The sequence below is a fragment of the Erythrobacter sp. THAF29 genome, from assembly GCF_009363635.1.
Taxonomy (GTDB): Bacteria; Pseudomonadota; Alphaproteobacteria; order Sphingomonadales; family Sphingomonadaceae; genus Erythrobacter.
Genome location: NZ_CP045392.1, coordinates 2020231 through 2044383, shown reverse-complemented (window position 1 = coordinate 2044383; position 24153 = coordinate 2020231). Strand labels below are relative to the sequence as shown.

Below are 24153 nucleotides of genomic sequence, written 5' to 3'. Positions count from 1 at the left end.
AAAGTAGGAAAATCCCTCTCCGCCTAATCCCGCTCGACGATCATTTGGCGACAAGCCTCCGAGTGAAATTCCGGCTTCCCGGGCGGAAAAGCGAGCGCCCAGAATTGCAGACCGCCATCGGGATGCTCGACGATTGCATTGAGCGCGACTTGTGCAGGATCTGGCAGCTCGGCTGCTATGCTCGCCTTCAGCACCAGCTCATCACCAGAGTGCGAACAAGACACAGCAATTGCTTCCACCGGTGCATCGCGCATTCCTTCGCGGAAGGAGTCGAAATCGTAGCACGCCCACTTGCCAGAAGGTGAAAGGTTGAATTCGCGGTAGAACGTCCCGCCAATCGGCTGCCAGAAGATCTCGAAACACGTCGTCTTCCAGAGATTGTCCTCGCGCACCGAAGCCGCGGGCTTCGGGATCACGATGCCATCGACGCGGCCGTCGAGCCGGAATTCGGCTTCACAACCTGCCGAAGTCGGCGCGATGGAAGCGGTCACGGCGCGGATCGGGCCGAGGTCGCAGGTCTGGTGGAGCATGAGAGGTTGCATGGCACTTACTATCCACATGCCAGCCAATTGCGGCAAGCGGGCGCATCCTCACTTCCCCAGCCCGATTGCCGCTGTTAAGCGCCTATCCCATGAGCCAAGCATACGAATCCGACCTGCTGCGCCTGCTTGATGAGCGCGGCTACATCCATCAGGTGACCGATCCCGGAGCTCTCGACGAGCTCGCTGCGAAAGAGGTGGTGCCCGGATATATCGGCTTCGATGCCACAGCTCCCTCGCTGCATGTCGGAAGCCTCGTCCAAATCATGATGCTGCGGCGGCTCCAGCAGGCGGGACACAAGCCTATCGTCGTCATGGGCGGCGGGACGACCAAGATCGGCGACCCGTCGGGCAAGGACGAGAGCCGCAAGCTGCTGACGCCCGAGGTGATCGACGAGAATATCGCCTCGATCCGTACCGTGTTCGAGCGCCTGCTGACCTTCGGCGAAGGCCCGACCGATGCGATCATGGTCAACAACGACGAATGGCTTTCCAAACTCGGCTATATCGAGTTGCTGCGCGATGTTGGCCCGCATTTCACGATCAACCGGATGCTCACCTTCGATTCGGTGAAGCTGCGTCTCGACCGCGAACAGCCGCTCACCTTCCTCGAATTCAATTACATGATCCTGCAGGCCTTCGACTTCGTGGAGCTTGCCAAGCGGTACAATTGCCGCCTGCAAATGGGCGGCAGCGACCAGTGGGGCAATATCGTCAACGGAATGGAACTCGGGCGCCGGATGGAGGGGTTCGATCTGTTCGGGCTGACCACCCCTCTGCTTACCACCGCTGACGGATCGAAAATGGGCAAGACCGCGGCAGGTGCGGTTTGGCTCAACGAGGATGCCCTGCCCGCCTACGATTTCTGGCAATACTGGCGCAATTGCGATGACCGCGATGTGGGCCGTTTCCTGCGTCTATTCACCGATCTGCCACTCGATGAAATCGCCAAGTTAGAGGCGCTGGAGGGTGCGGCGATCAACGATGCTAAAATCGTACTCGCCAACGAAGTCACCAAGCTTGTGCGCGGCGACGAAGCCGCAAAAGCTGCCGAGGGGACCGCACGCGAAACCTTTGCCGGTGGCGGCGCAGGAGATGACCTCCCCACTCTTTCCGTTGGCATGGAGGGCATGCGCGTTATCGCGGCGCTGACGGAAATCGGCTTCACGTCGTCCAATGGCGAGGCGAAGCGCAAACTTGCAGAGGGTGCGGTAAAGCTCGACGGCGAGCCGCTTTCAGACCCCGGCTTCGTATTGCTGCCAGGTGATGGCGAAGCGCTGAAACTCAGCCTCGGCAAGAAGAAACACGGCCTCGTCACGCGTTAGTCAAACCCGCGCGATTCCGGCCTTTACCAAATGTCAGCCTTTATGCGGCATTAGGAAAGGTAGAGAATTTAGTGGAGGTCGTATAACCGTGTCAGCCGGAGCAAACCTTAGCGTAACCGATTTGCGCCGCGCAGCGCGTCATCCGGTTGATTTCCCGGTAATCGTCGAGCATTTCGCGCATGGCGACCTCAACCTTCACGTCAGCAATATCTCCGCGCACGGCTTCATGGTCGACGATGCGGAGAAGCTGGGTCGCGGCGACCGTGTGATGATCCGCCTGCCCGTCGTTGGGCGGATCGAGGCTTACGTCATCTGGACTCGCGACAACCGCGCCGGTTTCCAGTTTGAGCGCATCATCCGTCTCGACGATTTCGTGACGCTGATCGACACGTTGCAGCCCAACCCGCGCCTGCGCCGGAACCGCTGATCTGCGGGCGTAGCCGCGCGAACACCGCTGATAGATTAGCTGTCTTGGCAGGCGTGCTCGCGCCTGCCATTGCGCGTGTGTGACAGACGCCGCAGACACCGCCCACCCTTTCCGGGTGCACAATTTCCGCGCCTATTGGGTGAGCCGCTTTGCAATGACGCTCGCCCAATACGCGATGCTACTCATCATCGGATGGCAGACCTACAACATCGCGCGCGATGCGGGGATGAGCATTCCCGAGGCCTCGGGCCAGCTTGCGCTGATCGGCTTGCTGCAATTCCTGCCTCTTTTCGTGCTCACGCCTTTCTCCGGTCTGGCTGCCGACCGATTCGACCGCCGCGCGCTCGGGCGTTTGACCGTGTTCCTCCAGTTGCTGTGCGCCGCAGCGCTTGCCTGGACCACCTGGAGCGGTGCCATCAGCCTGCCGGTTTTGTTCGGCATTGCAGTGATACTTGGCGTGGCCCGCGGCTTCGCCGGCCCCGCTCTGTCCGCCCTCGCCCCGAACCTCGTGCCCAAGGCGATCCTGCCCACAGCTATCGCACTGTCTTCGATAGCATGGCAGGTCGGAATGATCGGAGGCCCTGCGCTGGGCGGGTATCTCTACGCCATCGAGCCGGCACTACCCTATACAGTGGCGACCGCCCTTTTCGCCGTCTCAATGGTTGCCCTGACCCTGATCGGAAAAGTCCCGCAGCCTGCTGTACGCAAGGACCAAAGACCGATCGGCGCGATCATCGACGGTGCGCGCTATGTTGTGAAGAACAAGATGGTTCTCGGCGCGATTACGCTCGACCTTTTCGCCGTTTTTCTCGCCGGGGCCACGGCCCTCTTCCCGGTTTATGCTCGCGATATCCTGCAAGTGGGAGAAACCGGGCTGAGCCAGCTTGCCATGGCCCCCGCCATCGGCGCCGCGCTTACCGCGCTGTTCTTCTCATTCCGACCGATCAAGACCAACGTTGGTCCCAAGATGCTCTGGGCCGTCGCGATATTCGGCGTGGCCACGGTAGTCTTCGGCCTGTCGAAATCCATGCCTTTGAGCCTCGCCATGCTGTTCATCGTCGGCGCGGCGGACATGTTCAGCGTCTACATCCGGCAGTCGCTGATCCAGCTTCACACGCCTGACGACAAGCGCGGGCGCGTCTCCTCGGTCAGTCTGCTAACGATCAGTGCGTCGAACGAAGGCGGTGATTTTTTCTCGGGCACCCTCGCTTTCCTGATAGGCCCCGTTGCAGCCGTGGTGGCGGGCGGAATCGGTGCGATTGTGACCGTCGCGGCGTGGAGCCGCATATTCCCTGTGTTGCGCACGACAAAGACCTTCGATCCGCCCCCAGACCTGCTAGAAGACGCCCCGCAAGAAGAACCGCAAACGACAAAAGATCCGAACCCCCAGGAGGCCTGACATGAAAGCCAACAGCATTCTCGAGACGATCGGCAATACCCCGCATATCCGCCTCGCGCGGATGTTCCCCGATCATGAAGTCTGGCTGAAGTCCGAGCGCGCCAATCCCGGCGGCTCGATCAAGGATCGCATCGCCCTTGCCATGGTCGAGGATGCGGAGAAAGCCGGCAAGCTTCAGCCCGGCGGAACCATTGTGGAGCCGACCAGCGGCAACACCGGCATCGGCCTTGCAATGGTCGCTGCTGTCAAAGGCTACAAACTGGTGCTCGTCATGCCTGAAAGCATGTCGATCGAGCGGCGCCGCCTGATGCTCGCTTATGGAGCGACTTTCGACCTCACGCCGAAGGAAAAGGGAATGAAGGGCGCGATCGAACGCGCAACCGAAATCGTCGAGGGCACCGACGGTGCATGGATGCCTTCGCAATTCGAGAACCCTTCGAACGTCGAGGTCCACAAGCGGACCACTGCGAAGGAAATTCTCGCAGATTTTTCCGAAACCCCCATCGACGTGATGATCACCGGCGTAGGGACCGGCGGCCACATCACCGGCTGCGCAGAAGAACTCAAGAAGCATTGGAGCGGTTTCAAGGCATATGCCGTCGAACCCGAGCTTTCGCCGGTCATCAATGGCGGGCAGCCCGGTCCACACCCGATCCAGGGCATTGGTGCAGGCTTTATTCCCGACAACCTCCACACCGATGCCATCGACGGCGCGATCAAGGTCGATGCGGAAGACGCCAAGGAAATGGCCCGTCGCGCCGCGCGCGAGGAAGGTATGCTGATCGGTATCTCGAGTGGCGCGACCCTTGCTGCAATAGCTAAAAAGCTGCCCGAACTGGATGCAGGTGTGCGCGTACTCGGATTCAACTACGACACCGGCGAGCGTTACCTGTCCGTGCCCGACTTCCTGCCGGTCGAATAGGTCCCTGCCAGACCACTTCGGCGCTTCATCGAAGACCGCATTGACATCGCACCGGCCCGCTTCCGAAAACGCGGGGCAATTGTCGAGTCCATGCAAGCGCTCCCGCCAAAGCTTGCCTAGGAAAGCTTAACGGAGGTGCCGGGTGGGCTGGTCTAACGGATTCGGATTGCTGTCGAACGATCCCGGTCGCCCATTGCACTACCGCTTTCTGAAGCGGCAACGGCACCGGGTTAACGACCAGATTGCAAAAAGCTCGCAAATATCGAACGACCCCGTGCTTCGGCCGGATACGTTCGACTGGACCGCCGAGCTTGCCGCAAACTGGCAGGTCATTCGTGACGAGGCGTTGGCGATCTATCAGCACAGCGAGGCGATTCCTCCCTTGCGCGAGATTTCACCGGACCATCGCGGTATCGTCAAAGACAATGCGTGGCGCAGTTTTTTCCTGATCGGTTACGGCCATCGCCAAGAAGAGAATATCGCCCGCGCGCCGCGTACGGCGGAGCTGGTCAGCCGCATTCCCGGCCTCAATTCGGCGTTCTTCTCGATCCTGGCGCCCGGTACCGAGATCACCCCGCATCGCGGCGTTACGAAGGCATTCATCACTGCCCATCTCGGCCTTGTTGTACCCGACGAACGAGAGAAATGCTGGATGCGTGTCGATGACCAGCGCGTCGGATGGCGCGAGGGCGAGTGGACCGTGTTCGACGATACCTACGAGCACGAGGTCAAGAACGCGACAGACGAAACCCGCATCATCCTTCTGTGCCAGGTCGAAAGGCCGCTGGACCAGCCCGGCAAGTTCCTGGCTGCTGCGCTGATGGGCTATGTCCGGCGGAGCCATTTCGTGCAGGAGGCAAAGGAAAATCTCGCCGACTGGGAAACGGCATACGCCAAAGCGGAAAAGGAGCTCACCTGATCCGCGCACGAAAAAGCCCGGCAGGCCCCCACCTGCCAGGCTTTTTCTGTGACGAACTCCAATCCGGTTAAGCTGCGGTCGCGAATGCGTTTTCCGGCAGCTTCATCATGTTCTCGCTGCCCGCTTCGAGCTTGCGGCGAAGGGCACCAGCATCGGGCAAAAAGCGCTCCGAATAATAGTACGCAGACGTCAATTTTGCTTCGTAGAAGCCCTTGTCTTCGGTGCCTGCGGCGAGGGTCTCGGCGGCGACCTTGGCCATCTTCAGCCAGAAGAATCCGAGCGTCACGATGCCCATGATGTGCATGTAGTGGTGTGCGCCCGCGCCAAGATGGTTCGGGTTCTGCATTGCATTCTGCATGAACCACATGGTCGCGGCCTTCTGCTCGCCAAGTGCCTTTTCGAGACGTTCGGCGATATCCTTAAGCTCGGCGACTTCCTTCGCCGCGGCGATCTCGTCGTCGATCATTTTGAAGTAGGCCTGGATCGCCTTGCCGCCCTTTGCCGGAAGCTTGCGGCCGCAAAGATCCATCGCCTGAACACCATTGGTGCCTTCGTAGATCATGGCGATACGGCTATCGCGTACGAACTGCTCCATGCCCCATTCCTTGACGTAGCCGTGCCCGCCATAGACCTGCTGCATATTGTTCGCGATGTCGTAGCCCTTGTCGGTGCCGTAGCCCTTGATGACCGGGGTCATCAGACCGATCAGCTCGTCGGCGAGCTCGCGCTCTTCCTCGGTCTGGGCCTTGTGCGTGAGATCGACCTGCAGGGCACCCCACAGGCACAACGCACGCATGCCTTCATTGAAGACCTTCGCGTCCATCAGCATCCGGCGAACGTCGGGGTGGACGAAGATCGGGTCGGCCTTGGCCTCGGGATCAGCCGGACCGGTGAGCGCACGTCCCTGACGGCGATCGAGCGCGTAGTTGACGGCGTTCTGGTAGGAAACCTCAGCCTGCGCGAGTCCCTGAAGACCCACGCCGAGGCGCGCGGCGTTCATCATCACGAACATTGCGGCGAGGCCCTTGTTTTCCTCACCGACCATGTAGCCGGTCGCCTCGTCGTAATTGAGCACGCAGGTCGCATTGCCGTGAATGCCCATCTTCTTCTCAATCGATCCGCAGGTCACGCCATTGCGCTCGCCAGGCTCGCCATTCTCATCGAGCAGGTACTTCGGCACGATAAAGAGCGAAATGCCCTTCGAGCTGTCAGGAGCGCCCGGTGTCTTGGCGAGAACGAGGTGGATAATGTTGCTGGTGAGGTCGTGCTCACCGGCTGAGATAAAGATCTTGGTGCCGGTGATCTTGTACGAGCCATCCGCCTGAGGTTCCGCCTTGGTGCGGATCAGGCCGAGGTCAGTGCCGCAATGCGGCTCGGTCAGGTTCATGGTGCCCGACCACTCGCCAGAAATCATCTTTGGCAGGTAAGTCTTCTTCTGCTCTTCGCTCCCGGCGGCTTCGATTGCTGCCGATGCGCCATTGGTCAGGCCCGGATACATGCCGAACGCCTGGTTTGCGGTGGCGGTGAATTCTTCCATCACGAAGCCGAGAACGTGTGGGAGGCCTTGCCCGCCATATTCCTCGGGCTTGGCGAGCGTGCCCCACCCGCCTTCGACATAAGCCTGATACGCTTCCTTGAACCCGTCAGGCGTCGTGACCGACCCATCTTCGTGGCGGGTGCAGCCCTGCTCATCGCCGATCTGGTTGATCGGTGCGAGGACTTCCGACGCGAACTTGCCAGCTTCGTTGACGATCGCCTCGACCATGTCGGGCGTTGCATTCTCGAAGCCCGGCAGGTTGCCGTAGCTCGCGAGGTCGAGCAATTCGTTGATGACGAAGCGGGTGTCGCGGGTCGGAGCGGTGTAGGTCGGCATCAATAGGTCCCCTTGATGTACGAAGTTTAGAGAGGGTTCGGGTCGGCGGTGTCAGCCGAGTTCGAGGTTTTCGATCTCGGTGACGAATTCGGTGAGTTCCTTGATCGAGGAATCGATATCGGCGCGCTGGGCCTTCAACTTAGCGATGTGCGCCTTGCACTTCTCGACTGTGACGCGGCGCTGTTCCACTCGGCCATCGTCCAGGTCGTAGAGGTCGATCATCTCACGGATTTCGGTGAGGCTGAAGCCGACATTCTTCGCGCGCATGATCCATGCAAGGCGCGCGCGGTCGCGCTTCGAATACACGCGGGTCAGGCCGACACGAGCCGGACTGATCAGCCCTTCGTCCTCATAGAATCGCAGCGCTCGCGCCGTGCAGCCGAATTCCGACGTTAGGTCAGAAATCGAATACTGTTCGCGCTCGTGTTTGTCCGGACGATCGAGATGCGCGCCGTTGCGGCGCTGTTCGGTGCCGGAATCCTTACCGGCGTTTTCATTTGCGGGTGCGGTAGCCATGAATGCCGACTACCTTACCTTTACGTGAACGTCAAGTAATGACCTTTACGGGAGTTTCGTCAACGCATGCTCGTCATCGGCCCCCGGATCGAGCCTACGATAGAAGCACGAATTTGCACCCGTATGGCAAGTCGGCCCGGAGGGATCTGCATGGATCACGAGAGCGTCCTGATCGCAGTCGACGAAGATATCACGCACTGTCAGGAAGTTTCCCGAAGTCTCCCCTTTTAACCATAAAGATCCGCGGGAACGCGACCAGAAGTGAACCTTTCCGGTTTCTCGCGTTAGGGAAATCGCCTCATCATTCATAAAAGCCACGACCAGGACATCACGGCTGGCCGCGTCGACGACAACCGCCGTTAGCAAGCCGTTCGCATCGAATTTGGGTGCAAAGCGCGTCCCAGTTTCGCGCTCCTGGTTTGAAAGTGTTTGAGCGTTCACGTCTCTATGACTCCACATCGCGTGCGACTCAGATACGCGCCAACGGCGAACGGGTCATCACCTGCGACGACTTGTTGCACGATAACAACAGATGCGTCCCAAAATCGACCGTCATAAATCTTTCAACTTCCGGAATCGCTGTTCGGATGGAACAACTCCCTCCACGAGCCGCGAGGCTCTCCACCGAACAACGGTGCTTCAAAGTGCCAGGTTCAGGGGGTGATCGGATCGCAGGCCGACAGCGGGGTGTCGGATTGATCCGGTTTGAACGATGAGGGATAGGATCCTGAAGCCGAAGTTAGGGGGTCGGCTTCTGAGCTCTTTAAGAGCGGTTCCGTTTCATTTCGTCACGTGGCGCCCGGGGTCTTCATGGCCTCGGGCGTTGTGTTTTGCAGGACAGGGGTACTTCCCGCCCCATCCACCACTCTGGCAAAGCAGGCAATCCGGACCGATTTCGCTCCTGCATCAAGGAGCGCGGCAACGCAGGCATCGCTAGTCGCACCGCTCGTGAGTACGTCATCGACCAGAATCACATCACGATTCGCAATTCGTGCCTTGCGTGACCGGCGCACCGCAATCGCCCCCTTGAGAGCCACTTCGCGTTGCACCCTGCCCAGTCCTCCAAGGCTCGGGGTACGTCTTGTCCGCATAAGGCCATCAACGACGAGCTGCCCCTTTCGCAGTTTCTCGAGCTCGATCGCGAGCAACGTCGCCTGGTTGAACCCCCGGCTCCACAATCTCCAGCGATGAAGCGGAACCGGGATGAGCAGAGGCACTTCACTGCCCAAATCAGGCAGTCGACCGGCAATCATCCGTGCCAGCAAGCCCGCGAGAGCGATCTTGCGTCCATGCTTGTAAGACAGAATGAGCTTGCGCGAGGCATCGTTATAGATGGTGGCCGCATGGACACCGACGTGGCGCGGAGGATCGGCTTCACACATGAAACATACCCTCTTCCCTGATCCGACTGGTCGCATGCAGGAATTGCAGGAAGGATCGCCCGGTATCTCAAGCTCGGACCAGCAATCGAGGCACAAGCCACCCTGGTCGGCTATCGCATCGCCGCATAGCGGACAACGCGGCGGATAGACGAGGTCCACGACCGGCCTAATGCTTTCAGTTACTTGCGCCCCAAATTTCACAAGACCCGTGTGGCACGACTTGCACTGGCTGGGCAAGCGCGGCAGAGGCCGCAGCGATGGAACACGCTCCGCCCCGCATTTTCGATCCTGCGCAAACCGCAGCCAAATGGTCCCGTGCCCGCGACCGCCAGCGGCTGCATGGCGGCGCGACCTATCTGACCGGTGCGATTGCGGAGGACATTGCCGAACGGCTGGAGTTCATGAGATTTGAGCCGAAGAGCGCGCGCATCGTCGGCGACGCAGAGGCAATTTTATCGGACAGGCTCTCCAAAGACGGCGTCATTGTCGAGAATGCATCGCTTGGCGAATTCGATGAAGCAGGCACGAACGATCTCGGCAAGTTCGATCTCATCGTGCACATGCTTGGCTTGGGCACGGTGAACGACCTGCCCGGAGCTCTCATCCGTGCGCGTAACGAACTTGCCGAAGGGGGACTGTTCCTCGCTGCGTTCCCCGGAGCAGGGAGTGTTCCGGCATTGCGCCAGCTTGCGCTTGTCGCGGACGGAGACAGGCCCGCTGCGCGCATCCACCCGCAAGTCGACAACCGCGCCGGCACGGCCTTGTTGGAGCGGGCAGGTTTCGCGCGGCAAGTTGTCGATTCCTACCCGCTCAAGGTTCGCTATTCCTCGCTTGGGCGGTTGATCGGCGATCTTCGCGATCATGGGCTGACTTCATCGCTGGCAAGCCCTGCTCCGCCCATCACCCGCGCCGGATGGGAACGCGCAAAAAAAGCCTTCGAATCGATGCGCGATCGCGATGGCAAGGTCACGGAGACCTTCGAAATCCTCGTCCTTACCGGCTGGCGTTAGGTCTTTAGCGCCGGTTACTTGAGCGCGGCCTGGGCCGCCGCAAGCCGTGCGATCGGCACGCGGTAGGGTGAGGCGCTGACGTAATCGAGGCCGACCTTTTCGCAAAAAGCGATGCTGGCCGGGTCGCCGCCATGCTCGCCGCAAATGCCGAGCTTGATATCGGGGCGGGTTGCCCTGCCCCGCTCTGCCGCCAGTTCGACCAGCTGGCCCACCCCATCGATGTCGAGGCTTACGAAAGGATCGCGCGGGAAAATCCCCTTCTCGACATATTGCGCGAGGAACTTCGCCGAATCGTCGCGCGAGACGCCGAGCGTCGTCTGCGTCAGATCGTTCGTGCCGAAGCTGAAGAATGCGCCTTCCTTCGCAATTTCGCCCGCCATCAGCGCGGCGCGCGGCAGCTCGATCATTGTGCCGACGAGATAATCGACCTCTACGCCCTGCTCCTCGAATACCTCCTTTGCCACGCGATCGACCAATGCGCGGAGCAATTCCAGCTCACGCTTGGTGGCGACCAGTGGGATCATGATTTCGGGCAGTGGAGCCTCGCCCGACGATTTCTGCACGGCGCACGCCGCCTCGAAAATCGCGCGGGCCTGCATTTCGTAGATCTCGGGGAAGGTTATGCCGAGCCGGCACCCGCGATGGCCGAGCATCGGGTTGAATTCGTGCAGTTCGCTCGCCCGGCGCTTGAGATGGTCGATCCCCAGTCCCGTCGCATCGGAAAGCTCGGCGAATTCGTTATCGCCGTGCGGCAGGAATTCGTGGAGCGGCGGATCGAGCAGGCGGATCGTGCAGGGTAGACCCGTCATCACCTCGAAAATCTCGGTGAAGTCCGCGCGCTGTTCGGGAAGCAGCAAATCGAGCGCCTTGCGGCGTCCTTCCTCGCTCTCAGCAAGGATCATCTGGCGCACCGCGCTGATCCGGTTTGCATCGAAGAACATATGCTCGGTGCGGCAAAGACCGATGCCTTCAGCGCCGAACTGCCGCGCCATCCGGCAATCTTCCGGCGTTTCGGCATTGGTGCGCACCCGCATCCGGCGATGCGCGTCGGCCCATTCCATGAGCGTGCCGAAATCGCCTGCGAGCTCCGGTTCGACCGTCGGGACGATGCCCAGCATGACCTGACCGTTTGCCCCGTCGAGCGTGATCTCGTCGCCTTCCTTGAGCTCATGCGATCCGATCCGCACCGTGCCCGATGCGCGGTCGATCGAAATCCCGGTTGCGCCCGAGACGCATGGGCGCCCCATTCCGCGCGCGACCACGGCCGCGTGCGACGTCATGCCGCCACGCGCGGTGAGGATGCCTTGCGCCGCGTGCATGCCGTGGATGTCTTCCGGGCTGGTTTCGACGCGCACGAGGATCACCTTTTCCCCGCGGCTCGCCCATTGTTCGGCTGTGTCGGCATCGAGCACGATCTTGCCCGCGGCCGCGCCGGGCGAGGCAGGCAGGCCCGTGGCGAGCACGTGCCGCTCCGCTTGCGGGTCGAGCGTCGGGTGGAGCAACTGGTCAAGCGCCATCGGATCGACGCGCAGGATCGCAGTCTTTTCGTCGATCAGCCCTTCGCCCACCATGTCGACCGCCATCTTGAGCGCCGCCTTGGCCGTGCGCTTGCCCGAGCGGGTCTGCAGCATCCAGAGCTTGCCGCGTTCGACAGTGAACTCGATGTCCTGCATGTCCTTGTAGTGCCGCTCGAGCAGGTCGAAGACCCGCGCAAGCTCGGCATAGGCCTCGGGCAGCGCCTCTTCCATCGATGGCGCCTTGGCTCCGGCGGCCTCGCGCGCGGCCTTTGTGAGATATTGCGGCGTGCGGATCCCTGCGACCACGTCCTCGCCCTGCGCGTTGATCAGGTATTCGCCGTAATAGGCGCGCTGCCCGGTTGCCGGATCGCGGGTGAAGGCGACCCCGGTTGCGCTGGTGTCGCCCATATTGCCGAACACCATCGCCTGCACGTTGACCGCAGTGCCCCAGTCGGCCGGGATATCGTTCAGCCGCCGATAGACCTTGGCGCGCTCGCTGTCCCAGCTGTCGAACACAGCATAGATCGCGCCCCACAATTGCTCCTTGGGATCGGAGGGGAACGGCTTGCCCAACTCGCTCTCGACAATGCCCTTGTATTCGGCAACCAGCGCGCGCCAGTCATCGGCGGAAAGCTCGGTATCGGCGTAATAACCGTTGTCTTCCTTGGCGATTTCGAGCGCTTCTTCGAACAGTCCGTGATCGACGCCGAGCACGACATCGGAATACATCTGGATGAACCGGCGATAGCTGTCCCACGCGAACCGCTCATCGCCCGAGGTCCTGGCAAGCCCCTCGACCGTCTCGTCGTTGAGCCCGAGATTGAGCACGGTGTCCATCATGCCCGGCATCGAGACGCGCGCGCCCGAACGGACCGAGACGAGCAGCGGGTCGGCGGCGTCGCCAAATTTCTTACCGACAGTGCACTCGATATGGGTGAGCGCCTCTTCCACCTGGCTTTCGATCAAGGGGCGCGTGTCGATCCCCTCGAGGTGCTTCACGCTCACCTCGGTGGTGATGGTGAAACCCGGCGGAACCGGCAGGCCGATGCTCGCCATCTCTGCAAGGTTTGCGCCCTTGCCCCCGGTAACGGTCTTGTCCTTCTGCCGGGGATCGTCGTGCGGGGCATCGCCGCCGAAAGTGTAGACCGTCTGAACCATCAACCTTCAATCCTTGAGAAATCGGCGACGCGGTGGACGGCATCGCGGAACCGCGCGAGCAGAGCGAGGCGTGCCTCGCGCCTTTCGGGGTCCTCGTCGTTTACCGTCACCTCGTCGAAGAACGCATCGATCGGTTGCCGCAGGCTCGCGAGCGCTGCCATGGCCGCCTCGAAATCCTCCGCTTCGATCGCCTCGGAGACTTTGGGCTCGACCTCGTCGAGCGCATCCATCAGCGCCTTTTCCGCCGGTTCGGGGGTGTAGGAAAGCGCGTGGGGCTTCTCCCGCTCGCTGGCGATGGCTGCGACCACCTCGTCGAACTCGGGATCGCCCGCGAGCGCCAGCGGGTCTTCCTCGCCGGTATGCTCGGGTTCGGCGTCGTAATCCTCCTTCTTGAGGATGTTCGCCGCGCGCTTGTAGCCTGCGAGAAGGTTGGTGCCGTTTTCGGTTTCGACGAAGGCCTGAAGCGCCTTCACCCGCGCGAGCAAACGGACGAGATCGTCTTCGCCCCCGAGCGCGAACACCGCGTCGATGAGGTCATGCCGGACGCCAGCTTCGCGTTGCTGGACCTTGAGACGGTCGGCGAAGAAGTCGAGGAGGTCTATCGCAGCATCGACTGCACGTTTTCCGGTCTCATATCCCTCGTTGGCATCTGCCTGCTCCCTAGACTTTAAGAGAGCCATCATCGCTTTAGCAGCCGCCTCAGTACCGTAGTCTGGAACCAAGTCAGCAAAGTGCCTCAACCCGGTTTTTGCCAATGATGGTTCTGTCTTTAGAAGCAGCTCACCAGCCTGTGAAGCTAGTGGATACGCAAGGTTGAGCCGGAGTCGGTTCTCTTCGATAAGCTGCAGTACGCCAAGCGCTGCACGTCGCAAAGCAAACGGGTCCTTTGACCCTGTTGGCTTCTCATCAATCGCAAAGAACGAAACCAATGTATCCAACTTATCCGCCAGCGACACAGCCACCGTCACCGGCGCGGTTGGAACCTCGTCGCCCTGCCCGACCGGCTTGTAGTGATCGCGGATCGCGTGCGCGACCTCTTGCGGCAGGCCTTCCTTCTCGGCGTAGTAACCGCCCATCAGACCTTGAAGCTCAGGGAACTCGCCCACCATTTCGGTGACGAGGTCGGCCTTGGCGAGCCGCGCGGCCTGTTCGACGAGGTCTGGATCGGCCTTGATAATGCCTTCTTCGGCAAGCCATCGCGCGAGCTTCGCGACGCGGTCCACCTTGTCGACGACGGTGCCGAGTTTATCGTGGAAGGTGATCCGCTCCAGCTTCTTCGCGTGCTCGGCGAGCGGGGTTTTCTGATCGAGTTCCCAAAAGAAGCGCGCATCCGAAAGCCTCGCGGCGAGCACCTTGCGGTTGCCATCGACAACCACCGCAGGATCGACCGCCTCGATATTGGCGGTGCAGACAAAGGCATTTGCGAGATTGCCCTGTTTGTCGGTGCAGACGAAATACTTCTGGTTCACCCGCGCGGTCAATTGGATGACCTCGGGCGGCACGTCGAGAAATTGCTCGTCGAACCGGCCAAGCAGCGGCACGGGCCATTCGGTGAGGCCGGCATTCTCGATCACCAGCCCCTCGTCCTCGACGAGGTTCAGACCTTCGGCCTTCGCTGCCGCACTCGCGCGTTCGCGGATCAGGTTCTGGCGCTCCTCGTGGTCGACGATTACGCAGGCCGCACGCAGCTTCTCGGCATAGTCGTCCGCGCCTTCGATGGTTATCGCACCCTCGGAGTGGAACCGGTGGCCCATCGTCTCGCGGCCTGAAGACAGCCCGTCCATCACGCACGGAACCACCTCGCCATCGAGCAGCGCGACGATGCCGGAAAGCGGACGCACCCAGCGCAAGGACTCGCTCGAAAGCGAGGCCTCGCCCCAGCGCATCGACTTGGGCCAGGAGAAGTCGCGGATGATGTTGGTAATCGCGTTGGCGAGCAGGTCGGCTACCGCCTGTCCGGGCTTCTCGATAATCGCGAACCAGGTTTCGCGACCCTTGACCTCGCGCACTTCCAGCTGTTCGCGCGAGACGCCGTTCTTGCGGCAAAACCCGTCGACAGCCTGATCGGGCGCGCCGACCGGCGGCCCCTTGGCCTCGTCGCGCACCGCTTCAGTTTCCTTCGGAAGACCCTTCGCGATCAGCGCGAGCCTGCGCGGGGTCGACCAGACGGTCAGATCGCCCACCGCAACGCCCGCCTCGTCCATCTCGCGGCGGAACAGCTTTTCGAGTTCGGTGCGCGCCCCCGCCTGCATACGGGCGGGAATTTCCTCGGAGCGCAGTTCGAGCAGGAAATCGGCCATCACACGAGACTCCAGCCCGGAAACTTCGCTTCCCATTCGGGCGCCATCTGTTCCGCATATTTCTTGCAGGATGAGCGCGCGAGGTCGCGCACGCGGCCCATGTAGCTCGCACGTTCCTGCACGCTGATCACGCCGCGCGCTTGCAGCAGGTTGAAGATATGGCTCGCCTCGACCGCCTGTTCGTAGGCGGCAATCGGCACATCGTGGTCAAGCGCGTTGCGGCATTCCGCCTCCGCCTTGGCGAACAGATCGAACAGCGCATCGGTTTCCGCGACCTCGAAATTCCATTTCGACATCTGCTTCTCGTTTTCGAGGAACACCTCGCCATACGAAACGCCGCGACCGTTGAAATCGAGGTCGAAGACATTGTCGACGCCCTGGATATACATGGCGAGCCGCTCGAGACCGTAAGTGAGTTCGCCCGCGACCGGCTTGCAATCGAAGCCGCCCATTTGCTGGAAATAGGTGAATTGGGTGACTTCCATCCCGTCGCACCAGACCTCCCAGCCCAGGCCCCATGCGCCGAGCGTGGGCGATTCCCAGTCGTCCTCGACAAAGCGGATATCGTGCCTGAGCGGATCGATCCCGATAGCCTTCAGGCTGTCGAGATAGAGATCCTGAATGTCGGCGGGCGATGGCTTCAGGATAACCTGGTACTGGTAGTAGTGCTGGAGGCGGTTCGGGTTCTCGCCATAGCGCCCGTCGGTCGGACGGCGGCATGGTTGGACGAAAGCGGCGTTCCAAGGCTGGGGGCCGAGCGCGCGCAGGGTCGTCGCCGTGTGGAACGTTCCCGCCCCCATCCGCATGTCATAGGGCTGCAGGATCACGCAGCCATTCGCCGCCCAGAAATCGTGCAGCGTCAGGATCATGTCCTGAAAAGAGCGCGTCGGATCGCGTTTCATCGCAGACGAGTCTCGCGGAGCAATTGTTACCTCGGATTCCATGCGCACGCGCAATGGCCGATGCCCCTTGAAGCGTCAATGCCGCAGTGCAGCAAATGCGCCGATCGGGGGATAGAGCGGCGATTGCGATCTTGACTTCGCGAGCCTTGCTGCGAGCATGGGTAACTCACTGAAATCTCCACAAGACCGGAATAGATCTCGATGCGCTTCACGCTTGCTCTCCCCCTGATCGCCCTCACCGCCGGCGCGCCTCTCGCCGCAACAGAAACCGAGGTGACGTCAGCCCCCACGGAGCTCGTGTGCGAAGCAGGGTCAGGGCAGAAACTTTCGGATATCGAGGCGGTCCCACCTGTTCAGGACTACGAGCCCTCGCCAGCCATGTGGAAGATCGCGGACGAGGACACAACGATCTACCTGTTTGGAACCTATCACGTCCTTCCCGAAGGATTCCGCTGGCGCACGCCATTGTTCGACAAGGTGATGGCCGAGGTCGATGAAGTTGTCTTCGAATCGCGCGACGATGAGGAGGTGGAACCGGGCGATCTTTCGGTCGATCAGCTGCGGCTGATGCTGCTGCTGCGCGAGTATCGTAGCGACACTCCGATCTCCGAGCGGCTGTCAGAGCAAAACCGCGAGAAATTCCTGCGCTTGCTGGATGCCGCCGACATACCGGCAGCGCGGGTTGAGCACGGCCCTCCCCTGATGGCGATGCTGGCAATCGTAATGGCAATGATCGAAGCCGAAGGTTCCCAGCGCGAGCTTGGTGTGGAAACCATTATCGAGGCAGAATTCAAGGAAAGCGGACGGCCGATCTCGGCAATCGAGGATTTCATCCAGGTGCTCGAAAACATGTTCAACATCGATGAGGTGACCATGATCGATGCGCTGGAACAGGGTCTGACCGAATGGGATGGTTGCGAACTGTTCGATCCGGCAGACGTCGACTGGTCGAACGAGCATTCGTGGGCCCAGGGCAAGCTGGATGCGGCGGATCTGGAGGAGATGTTCGAGGATCCCTTTGGCAAGGCGCTCTACGAAGTGCTTCTGACCGATCGCAACCGCGCCTGGACGGATTGGGTCGTGAAGCGTCTGGAGCAACCGGGCAACCTGCTCCTCGCTGTCGGAGCAGGTCATATGGAAGGCCCGGATTCGCTCGTGACCATGCTTGAACAGCGCGGTGTAACCTCAAACCGCATCCAATAGCGAACCAATCTCTGATGCGCAGACGCCCGCATTCCCAACGGTTTGCGGGCGTTTTGACATGAACTTGCGACATAAAGTCAGGTCTTCTTGACATAGTCAGCGAATCAAGACATATAGTCAGGACAACCTGACATATCGGAAGGTTGATATGACTTATCGAGGTCCAGAGGAGAACCTGACCATGCGTATTGCCCTTGCCCTTATCGCTTCGACCTTCGCCTTCGCTGCCACTCCCTCGCTCGCCGCTGGTCCCAATGCGACCGACTTCGATGAAAATGTGAAATATGCGGATATCGACCTCACAACCGAGAAAGGCGTCTCATTGCTCGATGAACGGGTGAAAACGATCATCCGCCGCAAGTGCGCAAATGGTGGTCGCGACAGCGCTTCGATCCGCCTCGAACGCGCATGCCGCAAGTCCGCCTTTGCAGCTGCAGAAACACAGGTCCGGGTGGCAGTCTCCAATGCCCGTGCCAACCAGGTTCGTCTCGCTTCCAAAGAACCAGTTGCACCGGAAGCCTGATGAAACAGCGCCGTTTCCCGGTGGATGAGGTGGCCTCCCCCCTGTCCTTATCCGCCGGGAACGGTCAGACATCCCCCCGACCAAGCCGAAAATCCGGAGAGCCCATGATGCTTAAGCTGAAAACAACGATCCCCCTGCGTTATTGGCAGCTTTTCGTCCTTCTTGGCTTGTCGGGTTACGCGGTCGGCGTGATCGCTGCGAAAATCATGAACGCAATCGGAACCTGATGCGCGATGACTGACCGTCAGAAGATAGTCGACAAGTATCTGCGGGCCGCCAACATCGGCACAGCGGCTGCGGTTGCCTTTCCGTTTCTGCACATCGCGATGGACATTGTGTTTCTTGATGATGCGGATAGTGACAGCCTTCTAATCCCAGCATTGCTGCTTCTCGCGTTGATCATTTACCTGATCGCTGAGACATACTCGATCTTCTACGTCTTCCTTCGCCGCAAGACCGATGAATTCACGCAGGCGATGTGGCACGGCGGTACAACCTTCGCCTTCTTCGCCGCGATCCTCTGGCTCATCATCGGTGGCTATGTCGAAATCTTCTTTGAAGGCGCCGCTGCTGGCGAGGCCTTTCAAGAAGCCAAAGCGCAAGGGATCGACCCCAGCGAGATTGAGATAGCTAATGGCGACGACATCATCCGGCGGTTCGCAACCCCGGTAATTCTTGCCGCCTTCTTCCTTGGGTTCCAGATCAAGCGTTTCAGGGGCTGAGCCGATGAACAAAGCCTCCATCTTTATGAATGCCAGCTGGGTCGGCCTTATCGGCCTCGCGATCGGCGGGCTGAGCCTCATTCCAGCCGTCTCGAGCGCGCTTGCCTTTCCCGGAATGATCCTCGCAGTGCTCAGCGGCTTTGCCATGCTCGCCACACGCAACGCCGATGAGTACACGCTCGCATTGTGGACGGCCGGGGCCAGCGTCGCGTTCGCCACAATGCTGATAATCTTTATCGGATTGCCAGCTGCCGAGGGTATCTATGACGGCGCAACCGGAGCCGAACGACGCCAAGATATTCCTGCTTCCATCGTGCCCATTCTCACCATTCTGGCCTTCTATGCGGGCCTCTTCGCGAAGCGCCTATTGGGAGACGCCTGATGCCATACGATCCCAAGGCAATTACCGAGGACGACCGGTCATACTCCTATAAGATCCTGTGGCTCGGCTTACCGTTGTCGCTGCTTCTCGTGATTGGTCTTGCATTCGATGCAACCAGCATCTTCGTAACCCTGAGCGGCGGCTTTGTGAGTGGGACATTCATCGCCATGGCTTGGGCCGGGTATCACGATGAATTCGCCCGAAAGGAGCTAGCCTTCGCCTCCGGCTGGGCGGTGAGTTTCGCAGGCTTGGTCCTCTTTTCAAAAGTCATCCCCTACGGCCGCGACTTCAGCCCTGAAATCGGATTCGTGCTCGCGATCATGTCAACGATTTTTCATGCAGCTCTATGGATATACCGGATCAAAAACGGGGCATTCGTAGGAGTAAGCGAATGAACACCGCCATCGAACACAAGGATCCGTTGCGCTATCGCGCTTACTACTGGCTCTTGAACCTTTCGTTTGTTTTCGCGCTTATTGGCTTTGCCGAGTTTCTGACACGTTTTGTCATCGAAAAGCAGGGTTTTGGGCTCGAGGGGTCAGCCAACTCCATCGCGGCGCTTATCGTCGCTGTGTTCGGGTATTTTCTTCCGTTCTTCCTCATGATCGCCCGATTTATGCGGGACGACTACATGGAAGGCCTTTGGAAGCGCACGGTTGTAGTGCTCGCCTATTCCGTTGCCGTCTGGCCCTTCGTGTCGTTCATCGTCGCCTGGAGCGCAGAGCTTGGCCTGCCGCATGATAGCGCGGCCTATGCCGTGTGGCGCAAATACTACGTTCCATTCATCAGCGAAGGGCAGCGGGGCGATGTGATCGCTTCGACCGTCTGGCAAACCTATATGTGGCTCTTTGTCTTTATATTTCAGTTCCTCCGCTGGCGGGACACGCGTGGATGAACGGGATGCAGGACATTACTCCGCGCCAGAAACGAGTGAACCGGTTCATGACCGCAGCCAAAGTGGGCGGCGGCGCTTGGTTGCTCTCTTTGTCTATGTATCTCGTCCTGATCGCATCCGGGCAAAACACGGGTACGTGGTTGGTCTGGTTCAATTACGCGATTTTCCTCCTGTTTTTTGCCGCTCTTATCGTCCAGTTCCGCAACCGTAATGCTGATGAATTCACCGCTCAGCAATGGGGCATTGCGAGCAGTACTGCGTTCATCGTGACGGTGGGCTGGATGCTTTTTGCAGGTCAAATCGAAGCGATCGTCGGCGGCATCATTTCACAGGCCACGGGCAAACCATTTCAGACGTCCTACGCCCTCTGGTGGGCGTTCCAGATGCCGATGCTTACGTTTTATGCGGTCTTCTTCTTCCGGCAGTTCCGAGAATCCAGATGAAGAACCGTCTCAAAGTCTTGCGCGCCGAACGCGACTGGTCGCAGGCCGAACTGGCGGTGCATCTCGACGTGTCGCGACAGGCCGTGAACGCGATCGAGACTGGCAAGCATGACCCCTCCCTTCCCCTCGCTTTCAGGATTGCGCGCCTTTTTGACCGACCGATCGAGGAGATATTCGATGACGAAACTTGATCTCGAGCAAGAGAAGTATCCCGGCCTGCGCAAAGGGCTGGTGATGATTGTCGGCGGGCTTTCGCTGCTGTTCCTCACCGGAGTGCTTTTGGGCTTTACGGTCGCAACGTTCGAACATGGTGGCCCCAACGTCACCGACGCCGCGATCATCGCCGCCATCCTTGCGATGATTGCGGCCGTGGTATTCGCAGGCTGGAAGCTCTGGCCCAGAGATATCGACGAACCGCTTTCACCCAGCACCCGGAAGGCGCGCAACTGGATGAACGTGATTATCGGCTTCAGCGTCGCTGCCGGGTTCGCCTTCGCGGTGATGGAAGGGCCGGAGTCCGCCTCGCTTTTTTCAAACGGACCGCTCAATCCAGTGGTCGCCATGCTCGCGCTGATCGGATGGCTGGTGGTCACGCCGGCTGTATCATGGGCATGGTGGCGCAACGTCGACGAACACGAAGCCGCTGCGTACCGGGACAGCGGGATCGTCGCGATGCATTTCTACTTTTTTCTCGCACCCGCCTGGTGGCTAGCTTCGCGCGCGGGCTGGGTTCCCGCGCAGGATCCGATGATCGTGTTCGCGATCGTCACCACGGTGTGGCTGCTGGCCTGGGCCTATCGGAAATACACCTGATGATGCCGAGCCGACGATTCTCGCGTTTCGCTGAGAGCCATTCTCCCCTATTCCGTAAGAAAGGTACCCCGATGAAACTACGTCCACTCCTAGCCTCCTCCGCCTCTCTGGTCTTGGCGTTTGCGGCCCCGGCCCATGCCGGCGAGGCTTCGGTCCCAAGCGCACAGGAGCCGTCGGAGGAGGCAACGTCCTCCGAAGCACCCGGCGTCCCCGCGCTCTGGAAAGTCGCTGACGAGGACACGACGATCTACATGTTCGGCACCGTCCACGTGCTGCCGCCCGATGTGGACTGGCACACGGGCGCGATAAAGGATGCGCTCGCCAAATCGGGCGAACTCGTCACCGAAATAGACATGACGCCCGAGGCAATGGCCGAAATCGCCGGCTCCATGCAGTCCAAGGGGATGTTGCCGCAGGGTGAAACCCTGCGCGGCCTGATGAATGAAGAGCAGCGCGCGACATACGAGGCGGGCCTTGCAAAGCTCGGCATCCCGGCCAATGCGTTCGACCGTTTTGAGCCGTGGTTTGCGGCCATCGCGCTCCTTCAGATATCACTTCAGGCATCCGGCTATACCGACGACAAGGGGGTCGAAAACGTGCTCGAAGCGACGGTTGCCGATGGCACCAAGCGCGTGGCGCTGGAGACAGTCGATTTCCAGATCAACGTCTTTGACGGGCTGCCGATCGACCAGCAATTGCTATTCCTGCTCGAAGGGGCCGAGGATCCACTGGCGAGCATCGAGATGCTCAACCAGGTCGTGGAATTGTGGTCGACCGGTCGTGCCGAGGAGCTTGGCGCGCTTATGACCGAGGCGATGATGGCGCATCCCAACCTTGCCGAACGGCTTCTCTATTCGCGCAACGCCAACTGGGCCGAATGGATCGACGAGCGGCTCGACGAGCCGGGCACCGTTTTCCTGGCAGTGGGCGCTGGTCATCTTTCGGGTGAAAAGAGCGTGCCTGACCTGCTTGCTGAGCGCGGGATCGAGACCTCGCGGGTGCAGTGATCGCGAGGCGGGTAACTTCGGCTGTTGCATTTTTCGGGGCACTGGCGCTCGCCGGTTGCTCCGAGGCGCCGACTGAGGTGGACCCTACGGCCGATCCGCTCGTATTCGAGATCACAAGCGCAAATGGCCATGTAGAAGGCTGGTTGCTCGGGACGATCCATGCCCTCCCCGATGATGCGAAGTGGCGCACGCCGGCTATCACAGATGCGATCGAGAAGGCCGATTACCTGCTCGTCGAGGTCGGCAATCTCGACGACAGGGATGCGATCGCCGAAACCTTCACCATGCTCGCGACCTCTCCGGGTCAAACGGGATTGTCGAGCCGGGTCAGCCCTCAATTCCGGGACCGGCTCACTGCGGTGATGAAGGAGGCGGACCGGACGCCTTCTGACTTCGATGCAACCGAGACCTGGGCCGCAGCACTAATTCTCGCCCGCGTAGGGGCGACCGGCGATCCTGCCAATGGGGTGGACCGGGTGCTGATCGAGGAGTTCGGCAATCGCGAGGTACGCGAGTTCGAAGGTGCGCTCGGCCAATTGCGCATCTTCGATGCTCTCGCTGAGGAAGATCAGCGCGACCTACTCGAAGGCGTGATCGTCGAGATTGAAGCGGCGCGCGAACAGCCCGACAGACTTCGCAGCGCATGGCTCACGGGGGACGTGCGGGAGCTTGAAAAATTCACCCGCAGCGGGATCATGGCCGATCCCGAAGTCCGGGACGCCCTCCTCGTTCGTCGCAACGAGCGCTGGACCAATGATCTGACCGAGGCACTCGGTGAACCGGAAAAACCCCTCGTCGCAGTCGGAGCGGGCCACCTGGTGGGACCGGACAGCCTCCCGGCGATGCTGGAAACCCGCGGATACACTGTCACCCGCCTTGCCCGATAATGCTTGCCAAGCCGCCCTTCCCCCTGTAACGGCGCGCCCTTCGGTGTCTTGGTCATCCCTGGAGGCGGGCACCGGATGAATAATTTCAACATTGCATTCGAAAGGCACGTACTATGAGCGAAGCTCTTATTCTGCCCGCCGAAGCGCGCGAACGGGCTGGCAAGGGAGCCTCCCGTGCACTTCGCCGCGAAGGTCGGGTCCCCGCTGTCATCTATGGCGGCAAGGAAGAACCCACTCCGATCCACGTCGAGGAGAAGGAACTGGTCAAGCAGTTGATGACCGGTCACTTCATGAACTCGATCGTCAAGATCGAAGTCGGCGGCGAAACCGTCCGCACCCTGCCAAAGGACGTTGCGCTTCACCCGGTTTCCGACCGTCCGACCCACGTCGACTTCTTCCGCCTCGCTCGCGATGCCAAGGTCGAAGTGTCGATCCCGGTGGTCTTCATCAACGAAGAAGCATCGCCTGGCCTCAAGAAGGGCGGCGTTCTCAACGTAGTCCGTCACGAAGTCGACCTCGTGTGCGAAGCCGACAAGATCCCGAGTGAGATCGAAATCGACGTCACCGGCAAGGAAGTTGGCGATTCGATCCACATCAGCGAAGTAACGCTGCCTGCCGGTAGCGAAAGCGCAATCACCGATCGCGACTACACCATCGCAACGCTGGTCGCTCCGTCGGCTCTCAAGAAGAGCGAAGAGGAAGAGGCCGAAGGCGCAGAAGAAGTGGATGCAGATGCAGTCCCCGCAACCGAACAGGGCGAGGACGGCGACGACGCAGAAGGCGGGGAAGACAAGAGCGAAGATTAAGCCCTTCGCCCTTCCCGCAGGAAATCACCGAGGCGCCGGGCCCCTTTCGAGGGGTCCGGCGTTTTGCTTTTCGGTTGTCGGCACGGTTCACTTGGTCAGCAGTATGCCCGCCGAGGTTAGAGCGCCTGTCGCAGCGACAATAGCGGTGCCTTTGATGATAAGACGCAAGCGCTGGTCCTCATACCTTTTGGAAACGAAGAACAGCGTTACCGCTACCAGCAGCAAAAGCAGGATCGCAGGTTCCATGGCTTTTTCGCAAAACCGCAATAGTTAGAGACGCAAG

The 24153-nt window shown here is 60.4% G+C and carries 27 protein-coding genes and 1 pseudogene; 18 read left to right on the top strand and 10 right to left on the bottom strand.

Translation table 11 applies throughout. The annotated features are described in order from the left end of the window. Positions 1 to 23: 23 nt before the first annotated feature. Positions 24 to 542, bottom strand: coding sequence for a DOMON-like domain-containing protein (locus FIU90_RS09885; protein ID WP_172970236.1), 519 nt, complete (start codon positions 540 to 542; stop codon positions 24 to 26). Positions 543 to 631: 89 nt separating this feature from the next. Here FIU90_RS09885 and tyrS point away from each other — a divergent pair, with 89 nt between their 5' ends. The 5 genes from tyrS (at position 632) to FIU90_RS09860 (ending at position 5531) form a co-directional block, all read left to right on the top strand. After that, the gene (gene tyrS / locus FIU90_RS09880; protein ID WP_152434593.1) at positions 632 to 1864 is read left to right on the top strand and encodes a tyrosine--tRNA ligase; all 1233 of its coding nucleotides are present in this window, start codon (positions 632 to 634) and stop codon (positions 1862 to 1864) included. Positions 1865 to 1952: 88 nt separating this feature from the next. Next, the gene (locus FIU90_RS09875) at positions 1953 to 2291 is read left to right on the top strand and encodes a PilZ domain-containing protein (RefSeq protein ID WP_152434592.1); all 339 of its coding nucleotides are present in this window, start codon (positions 1953 to 1955) and stop codon (positions 2289 to 2291) included. Between the two features lie 79 nt (positions 2292 to 2370). Then, positions 2371 to 3690: an MFS transporter gene (locus tag FIU90_RS09870; RefSeq protein ID WP_255478509.1), complete on the top strand. Its 1320-nt coding sequence runs from the start codon at positions 2371 to 2373 to the stop codon at positions 3688 to 3690. 1 nt (position 3691) lies between these two features. After that, complete coding sequence (gene cysK, locus FIU90_RS09865) at positions 3692 to 4612, top strand: cysteine synthase A (protein ID WP_152434591.1); 921 nt, start codon at positions 3692 to 3694, stop codon at positions 4610 to 4612. A gap of 274 nt (positions 4613 to 4886) precedes the next feature. Beyond that, complete coding sequence (locus FIU90_RS09860; RefSeq protein WP_152434590.1) at positions 4887 to 5531, top strand: aspartyl/asparaginyl beta-hydroxylase domain-containing protein; 645 nt, start codon at positions 4887 to 4889, stop codon at positions 5529 to 5531. 67 nt (positions 5532 to 5598) lie between these two features. Here FIU90_RS09860 and FIU90_RS09855 read toward each other — a convergent pair whose 3' ends face one another. The 5 genes and pseudogenes from FIU90_RS09855 to FIU90_RS15860 form a co-directional block, all read right to left on the bottom strand. Beyond that, on the bottom strand, positions 5599 to 7404 hold the full coding sequence (locus FIU90_RS09855) for an acyl-CoA dehydrogenase C-terminal domain-containing protein (protein ID WP_152434589.1): 1806 nt from the start codon (positions 7402 to 7404) through the stop codon (positions 5599 to 5601). A 51-nt stretch (positions 7405 to 7455) separates the two neighbouring features. Continuing rightward, positions 7456 to 7920 carry a MerR family DNA-binding transcriptional regulator gene (locus FIU90_RS09850; protein WP_152434588.1) on the bottom strand — a complete coding sequence of 155 codons (465 nt, stop codon included), beginning with the start codon at positions 7918 to 7920 and terminating at the stop codon, positions 7456 to 7458. 45 nt (positions 7921 to 7965) lie between these two features. Then, entirely contained in the window at positions 7966 to 8361 is a 396-nt protein-coding gene (hisI, locus tag FIU90_RS09845) for a phosphoribosyl-AMP cyclohydrolase (protein ID WP_234029484.1), read from the bottom strand. Positions 8362 to 8708: 347 nt separating this feature from the next. Next, positions 8709 to 9302 carry a ComF family protein gene (locus FIU90_RS09840; RefSeq protein WP_370515202.1) on the bottom strand — a complete coding sequence of 198 codons (594 nt, stop codon included), beginning with the start codon at positions 9300 to 9302 and terminating at the stop codon, positions 8709 to 8711. Between the two features lie 54 nt (positions 9303 to 9356). After that, positions 9357 to 9461: pseudogene (locus FIU90_RS15860) on the bottom strand (double zinc ribbon domain-containing protein); the annotation flags it as partial. Positions 9462 to 9559: 98 nt separating this feature from the next. Between FIU90_RS15860 and FIU90_RS09835 the strand changes: the two are divergent. Continuing rightward, the gene (locus FIU90_RS09835; protein WP_152434585.1) at positions 9560 to 10312 is read left to right on the top strand and encodes a methyltransferase; all 753 of its coding nucleotides are present in this window, start codon (positions 9560 to 9562) and stop codon (positions 10310 to 10312) included. Positions 10313 to 10326: 14 nt separating this feature from the next. Here the strand turns inward: FIU90_RS09835 and ppdK are convergent, their stop codons facing one another. Genes ppdK through FIU90_RS09820 form a run of 3 tightly spaced genes read right to left on the bottom strand, consistent with a single transcriptional unit; the run spans position 10327 to position 16189 of the window. Then, a complete protein-coding gene (gene ppdK / locus FIU90_RS09830; protein WP_152434584.1) occupies positions 10327 to 12987 on the bottom strand; it encodes a pyruvate, phosphate dikinase in 2661 nt (886 codons plus the stop codon). Continuing rightward, positions 12987 to 15287: a glycine--tRNA ligase subunit beta gene (gene glyS / locus FIU90_RS09825; RefSeq protein WP_152435792.1), complete on the bottom strand. Its 2301-nt coding sequence runs from the start codon at positions 15285 to 15287 to the stop codon at positions 12987 to 12989. The genes ppdK and glyS overlap by 1 nt, the downstream gene beginning before the upstream one ends. Next, positions 15287 to 16189 (bottom strand): glycine--tRNA ligase subunit alpha, encoded by a 903-nt coding sequence (locus tag FIU90_RS09820; RefSeq protein WP_152434583.1) that lies wholly within the window; start codon positions 16187 to 16189, stop codon positions 15287 to 15289. Before FIU90_RS09820 ends, glyS begins: the two co-directional genes overlap by 1 nt. 201 nt (positions 16190 to 16390) lie before the next feature. On the opposite strand from FIU90_RS09820, the gene FIU90_RS09815 reads away from it, so the two are divergent. The 12 genes from FIU90_RS09815 (at position 16391) to FIU90_RS09760 (ending at position 23870) form a co-directional block, all read left to right on the top strand. Further along, positions 16391 to 17392: a TraB/GumN family protein gene (locus FIU90_RS09815; RefSeq protein WP_152434582.1), complete on the top strand. Its 1002-nt coding sequence runs from the start codon at positions 16391 to 16393 to the stop codon at positions 17390 to 17392. 181 nt (positions 17393 to 17573) lie between these two features. Then, a complete protein-coding gene (locus tag FIU90_RS09810) occupies positions 17574 to 17915 on the top strand; it encodes a UrcA family protein (protein ID WP_172970235.1) in 342 nt (113 codons plus the stop codon). Positions 17916 to 18148: 233 nt separating this feature from the next. Further along, positions 18149 to 18637, top strand: coding sequence for a hypothetical protein (locus tag FIU90_RS09805; protein ID WP_152434580.1), 489 nt, complete (start codon positions 18149 to 18151; stop codon positions 18635 to 18637). Between the two features lie 4 nt (positions 18638 to 18641). After that, positions 18642 to 19019, top strand: a complete 378-nt coding sequence (locus FIU90_RS09800; RefSeq protein WP_152434579.1) for a hypothetical protein — start codon at positions 18642 to 18644, stop codon at positions 19017 to 19019. After that, positions 19019 to 19414, top strand: a complete 396-nt coding sequence (locus FIU90_RS09795; RefSeq protein WP_152434578.1) for a hypothetical protein — start codon at positions 19019 to 19021, stop codon at positions 19412 to 19414. The genes FIU90_RS09800 and FIU90_RS09795 overlap by 1 nt, the downstream gene beginning before the upstream one ends. Continuing rightward, positions 19411 to 19914, top strand: coding sequence for a hypothetical protein (locus FIU90_RS09790; protein ID WP_152434577.1), 504 nt, complete (start codon positions 19411 to 19413; stop codon positions 19912 to 19914). Before FIU90_RS09795 ends, FIU90_RS09790 begins: the two co-directional genes overlap by 4 nt. Positions 19915 to 19961: 47 nt before the next feature. Continuing rightward, positions 19962 to 20357: a hypothetical protein gene (locus tag FIU90_RS09785; RefSeq protein ID WP_152434576.1), complete on the top strand. Its 396-nt coding sequence runs from the start codon at positions 19962 to 19964 to the stop codon at positions 20355 to 20357. Further along, positions 20354 to 20548, top strand: a complete 195-nt coding sequence (locus FIU90_RS09780; protein WP_152434575.1) for a helix-turn-helix transcriptional regulator — start codon at positions 20354 to 20356, stop codon at positions 20546 to 20548. The genes FIU90_RS09785 and FIU90_RS09780 overlap by 4 nt, the downstream gene beginning before the upstream one ends. After that, a complete protein-coding gene (locus FIU90_RS09775) occupies positions 20535 to 21170 on the top strand; it encodes a hypothetical protein (protein WP_152434574.1) in 636 nt (211 codons plus the stop codon). The genes FIU90_RS09780 and FIU90_RS09775 overlap by 14 nt, the downstream gene beginning before the upstream one ends. Positions 21171 to 21241: 71 nt before the next feature. Continuing rightward, complete coding sequence (locus tag FIU90_RS09770; protein ID WP_152434573.1) at positions 21242 to 22177, top strand: TraB/GumN family protein; 936 nt, start codon at positions 21242 to 21244, stop codon at positions 22175 to 22177. A gap of 77 nt (positions 22178 to 22254) precedes the next feature. Next, a complete protein-coding gene (locus FIU90_RS09765) occupies positions 22255 to 23064 on the top strand; it encodes a TraB/GumN family protein (RefSeq protein ID WP_172970234.1) in 810 nt (269 codons plus the stop codon). 113 nt (positions 23065 to 23177) lie between these two features. Beyond that, positions 23178 to 23870, top strand: coding sequence for a 50S ribosomal protein L25/general stress protein Ctc (locus FIU90_RS09760; protein WP_152434571.1), 693 nt, complete (start codon positions 23178 to 23180; stop codon positions 23868 to 23870). Positions 23871 to 23957: 87 nt separating this feature from the next. Here FIU90_RS09760 and FIU90_RS15550 read toward each other — a convergent pair whose 3' ends face one another. After that, positions 23958 to 24116, bottom strand: a complete 159-nt coding sequence (locus FIU90_RS15550; protein ID WP_172970233.1) for a hypothetical protein — start codon at positions 24114 to 24116, stop codon at positions 23958 to 23960. Positions 24117 to 24153: the final 37 nt, after the last annotated feature.

Coding starts and splice junctions, on each gene's coding strand:
- FIU90_RS09885 (WP_172970236.1), bottom strand. CDS start 542: ATGCAACCTCTCATGCTCCACCAGACCTGCGACCTCGGCCCGATCCGC.
- tyrS (WP_152434593.1), top strand. CDS start 632: ATGAGCCAAGCATACGAATCCGACCTGCTGCGCCTGCTTGATGAGCGC.
- cysK (WP_152434591.1), top strand. CDS start 3,692: ATGAAAGCCAACAGCATTCTCGAGACGATCGGCAATACCCCGCATATC.
- FIU90_RS09855 (WP_152434589.1), bottom strand. CDS start 7,404: ATGCCGACCTACACCGCTCCGACCCGCGACACCCGCTTCGTCATCAAC.
- FIU90_RS09850 (WP_152434588.1), bottom strand. CDS start 7,920: ATGGCTACCGCACCCGCAAATGAAAACGCCGGTAAGGATTCCGGCACC.
- FIU90_RS09840 (WP_370515202.1), bottom strand. CDS start 9,302: ATGTGTGAAGCCGATCCTCCGCGCCACGTCGGTGTCCATGCGGCCACC.
- FIU90_RS09835 (WP_152434585.1), top strand. CDS start 9,560: ATGGAACACGCTCCGCCCCGCATTTTCGATCCTGCGCAAACCGCAGCC.
- ppdK (WP_152434584.1), bottom strand. CDS start 12,987: ATGGTTCAGACGGTCTACACTTTCGGCGGCGATGCCCCGCACGACGAT.
- glyS (WP_152435792.1), bottom strand. CDS start 15,287: ATGGCCGATTTCCTGCTCGAACTGCGCTCCGAGGAAATTCCCGCCCGT.
- FIU90_RS09820 (WP_152434583.1), bottom strand. CDS start 16,189: ATGAAACGCGATCCGACGCGCTCTTTTCAGGACATGATCCTGACGCTG.
- FIU90_RS09815 (WP_152434582.1), top strand. CDS start 16,391: ATGCGCTTCACGCTTGCTCTCCCCCTGATCGCCCTCACCGCCGGCGCG.
- FIU90_RS09810 (WP_172970235.1), top strand. CDS start 17,574: ATGCGTATTGCCCTTGCCCTTATCGCTTCGACCTTCGCCTTCGCTGCC.
- FIU90_RS09805 (WP_152434580.1), top strand. CDS start 18,149: ATGACTGACCGTCAGAAGATAGTCGACAAGTATCTGCGGGCCGCCAAC.
- FIU90_RS09800 (WP_152434579.1), top strand. CDS start 18,642: ATGAACAAAGCCTCCATCTTTATGAATGCCAGCTGGGTCGGCCTTATC.
- FIU90_RS09795 (WP_152434578.1), top strand. CDS start 19,019: ATGCCATACGATCCCAAGGCAATTACCGAGGACGACCGGTCATACTCC.
- FIU90_RS09790 (WP_152434577.1), top strand. CDS start 19,411: ATGAACACCGCCATCGAACACAAGGATCCGTTGCGCTATCGCGCTTAC.
- FIU90_RS09785 (WP_152434576.1), top strand. CDS start 19,962: ATGACCGCAGCCAAAGTGGGCGGCGGCGCTTGGTTGCTCTCTTTGTCT.
- FIU90_RS09780 (WP_152434575.1), top strand. CDS start 20,354: ATGAAGAACCGTCTCAAAGTCTTGCGCGCCGAACGCGACTGGTCGCAG.
- FIU90_RS09775 (WP_152434574.1), top strand. CDS start 20,535: ATGACGAAACTTGATCTCGAGCAAGAGAAGTATCCCGGCCTGCGCAAA.
- FIU90_RS09770 (WP_152434573.1), top strand. CDS start 21,242: ATGAAACTACGTCCACTCCTAGCCTCCTCCGCCTCTCTGGTCTTGGCG.
- FIU90_RS09760 (WP_152434571.1), top strand. CDS start 23,178: ATGAGCGAAGCTCTTATTCTGCCCGCCGAAGCGCGCGAACGGGCTGGC.
- FIU90_RS15550 (WP_172970233.1), bottom strand. CDS start 24,116: ATGGAACCTGCGATCCTGCTTTTGCTGCTGGTAGCGGTAACGCTGTTC.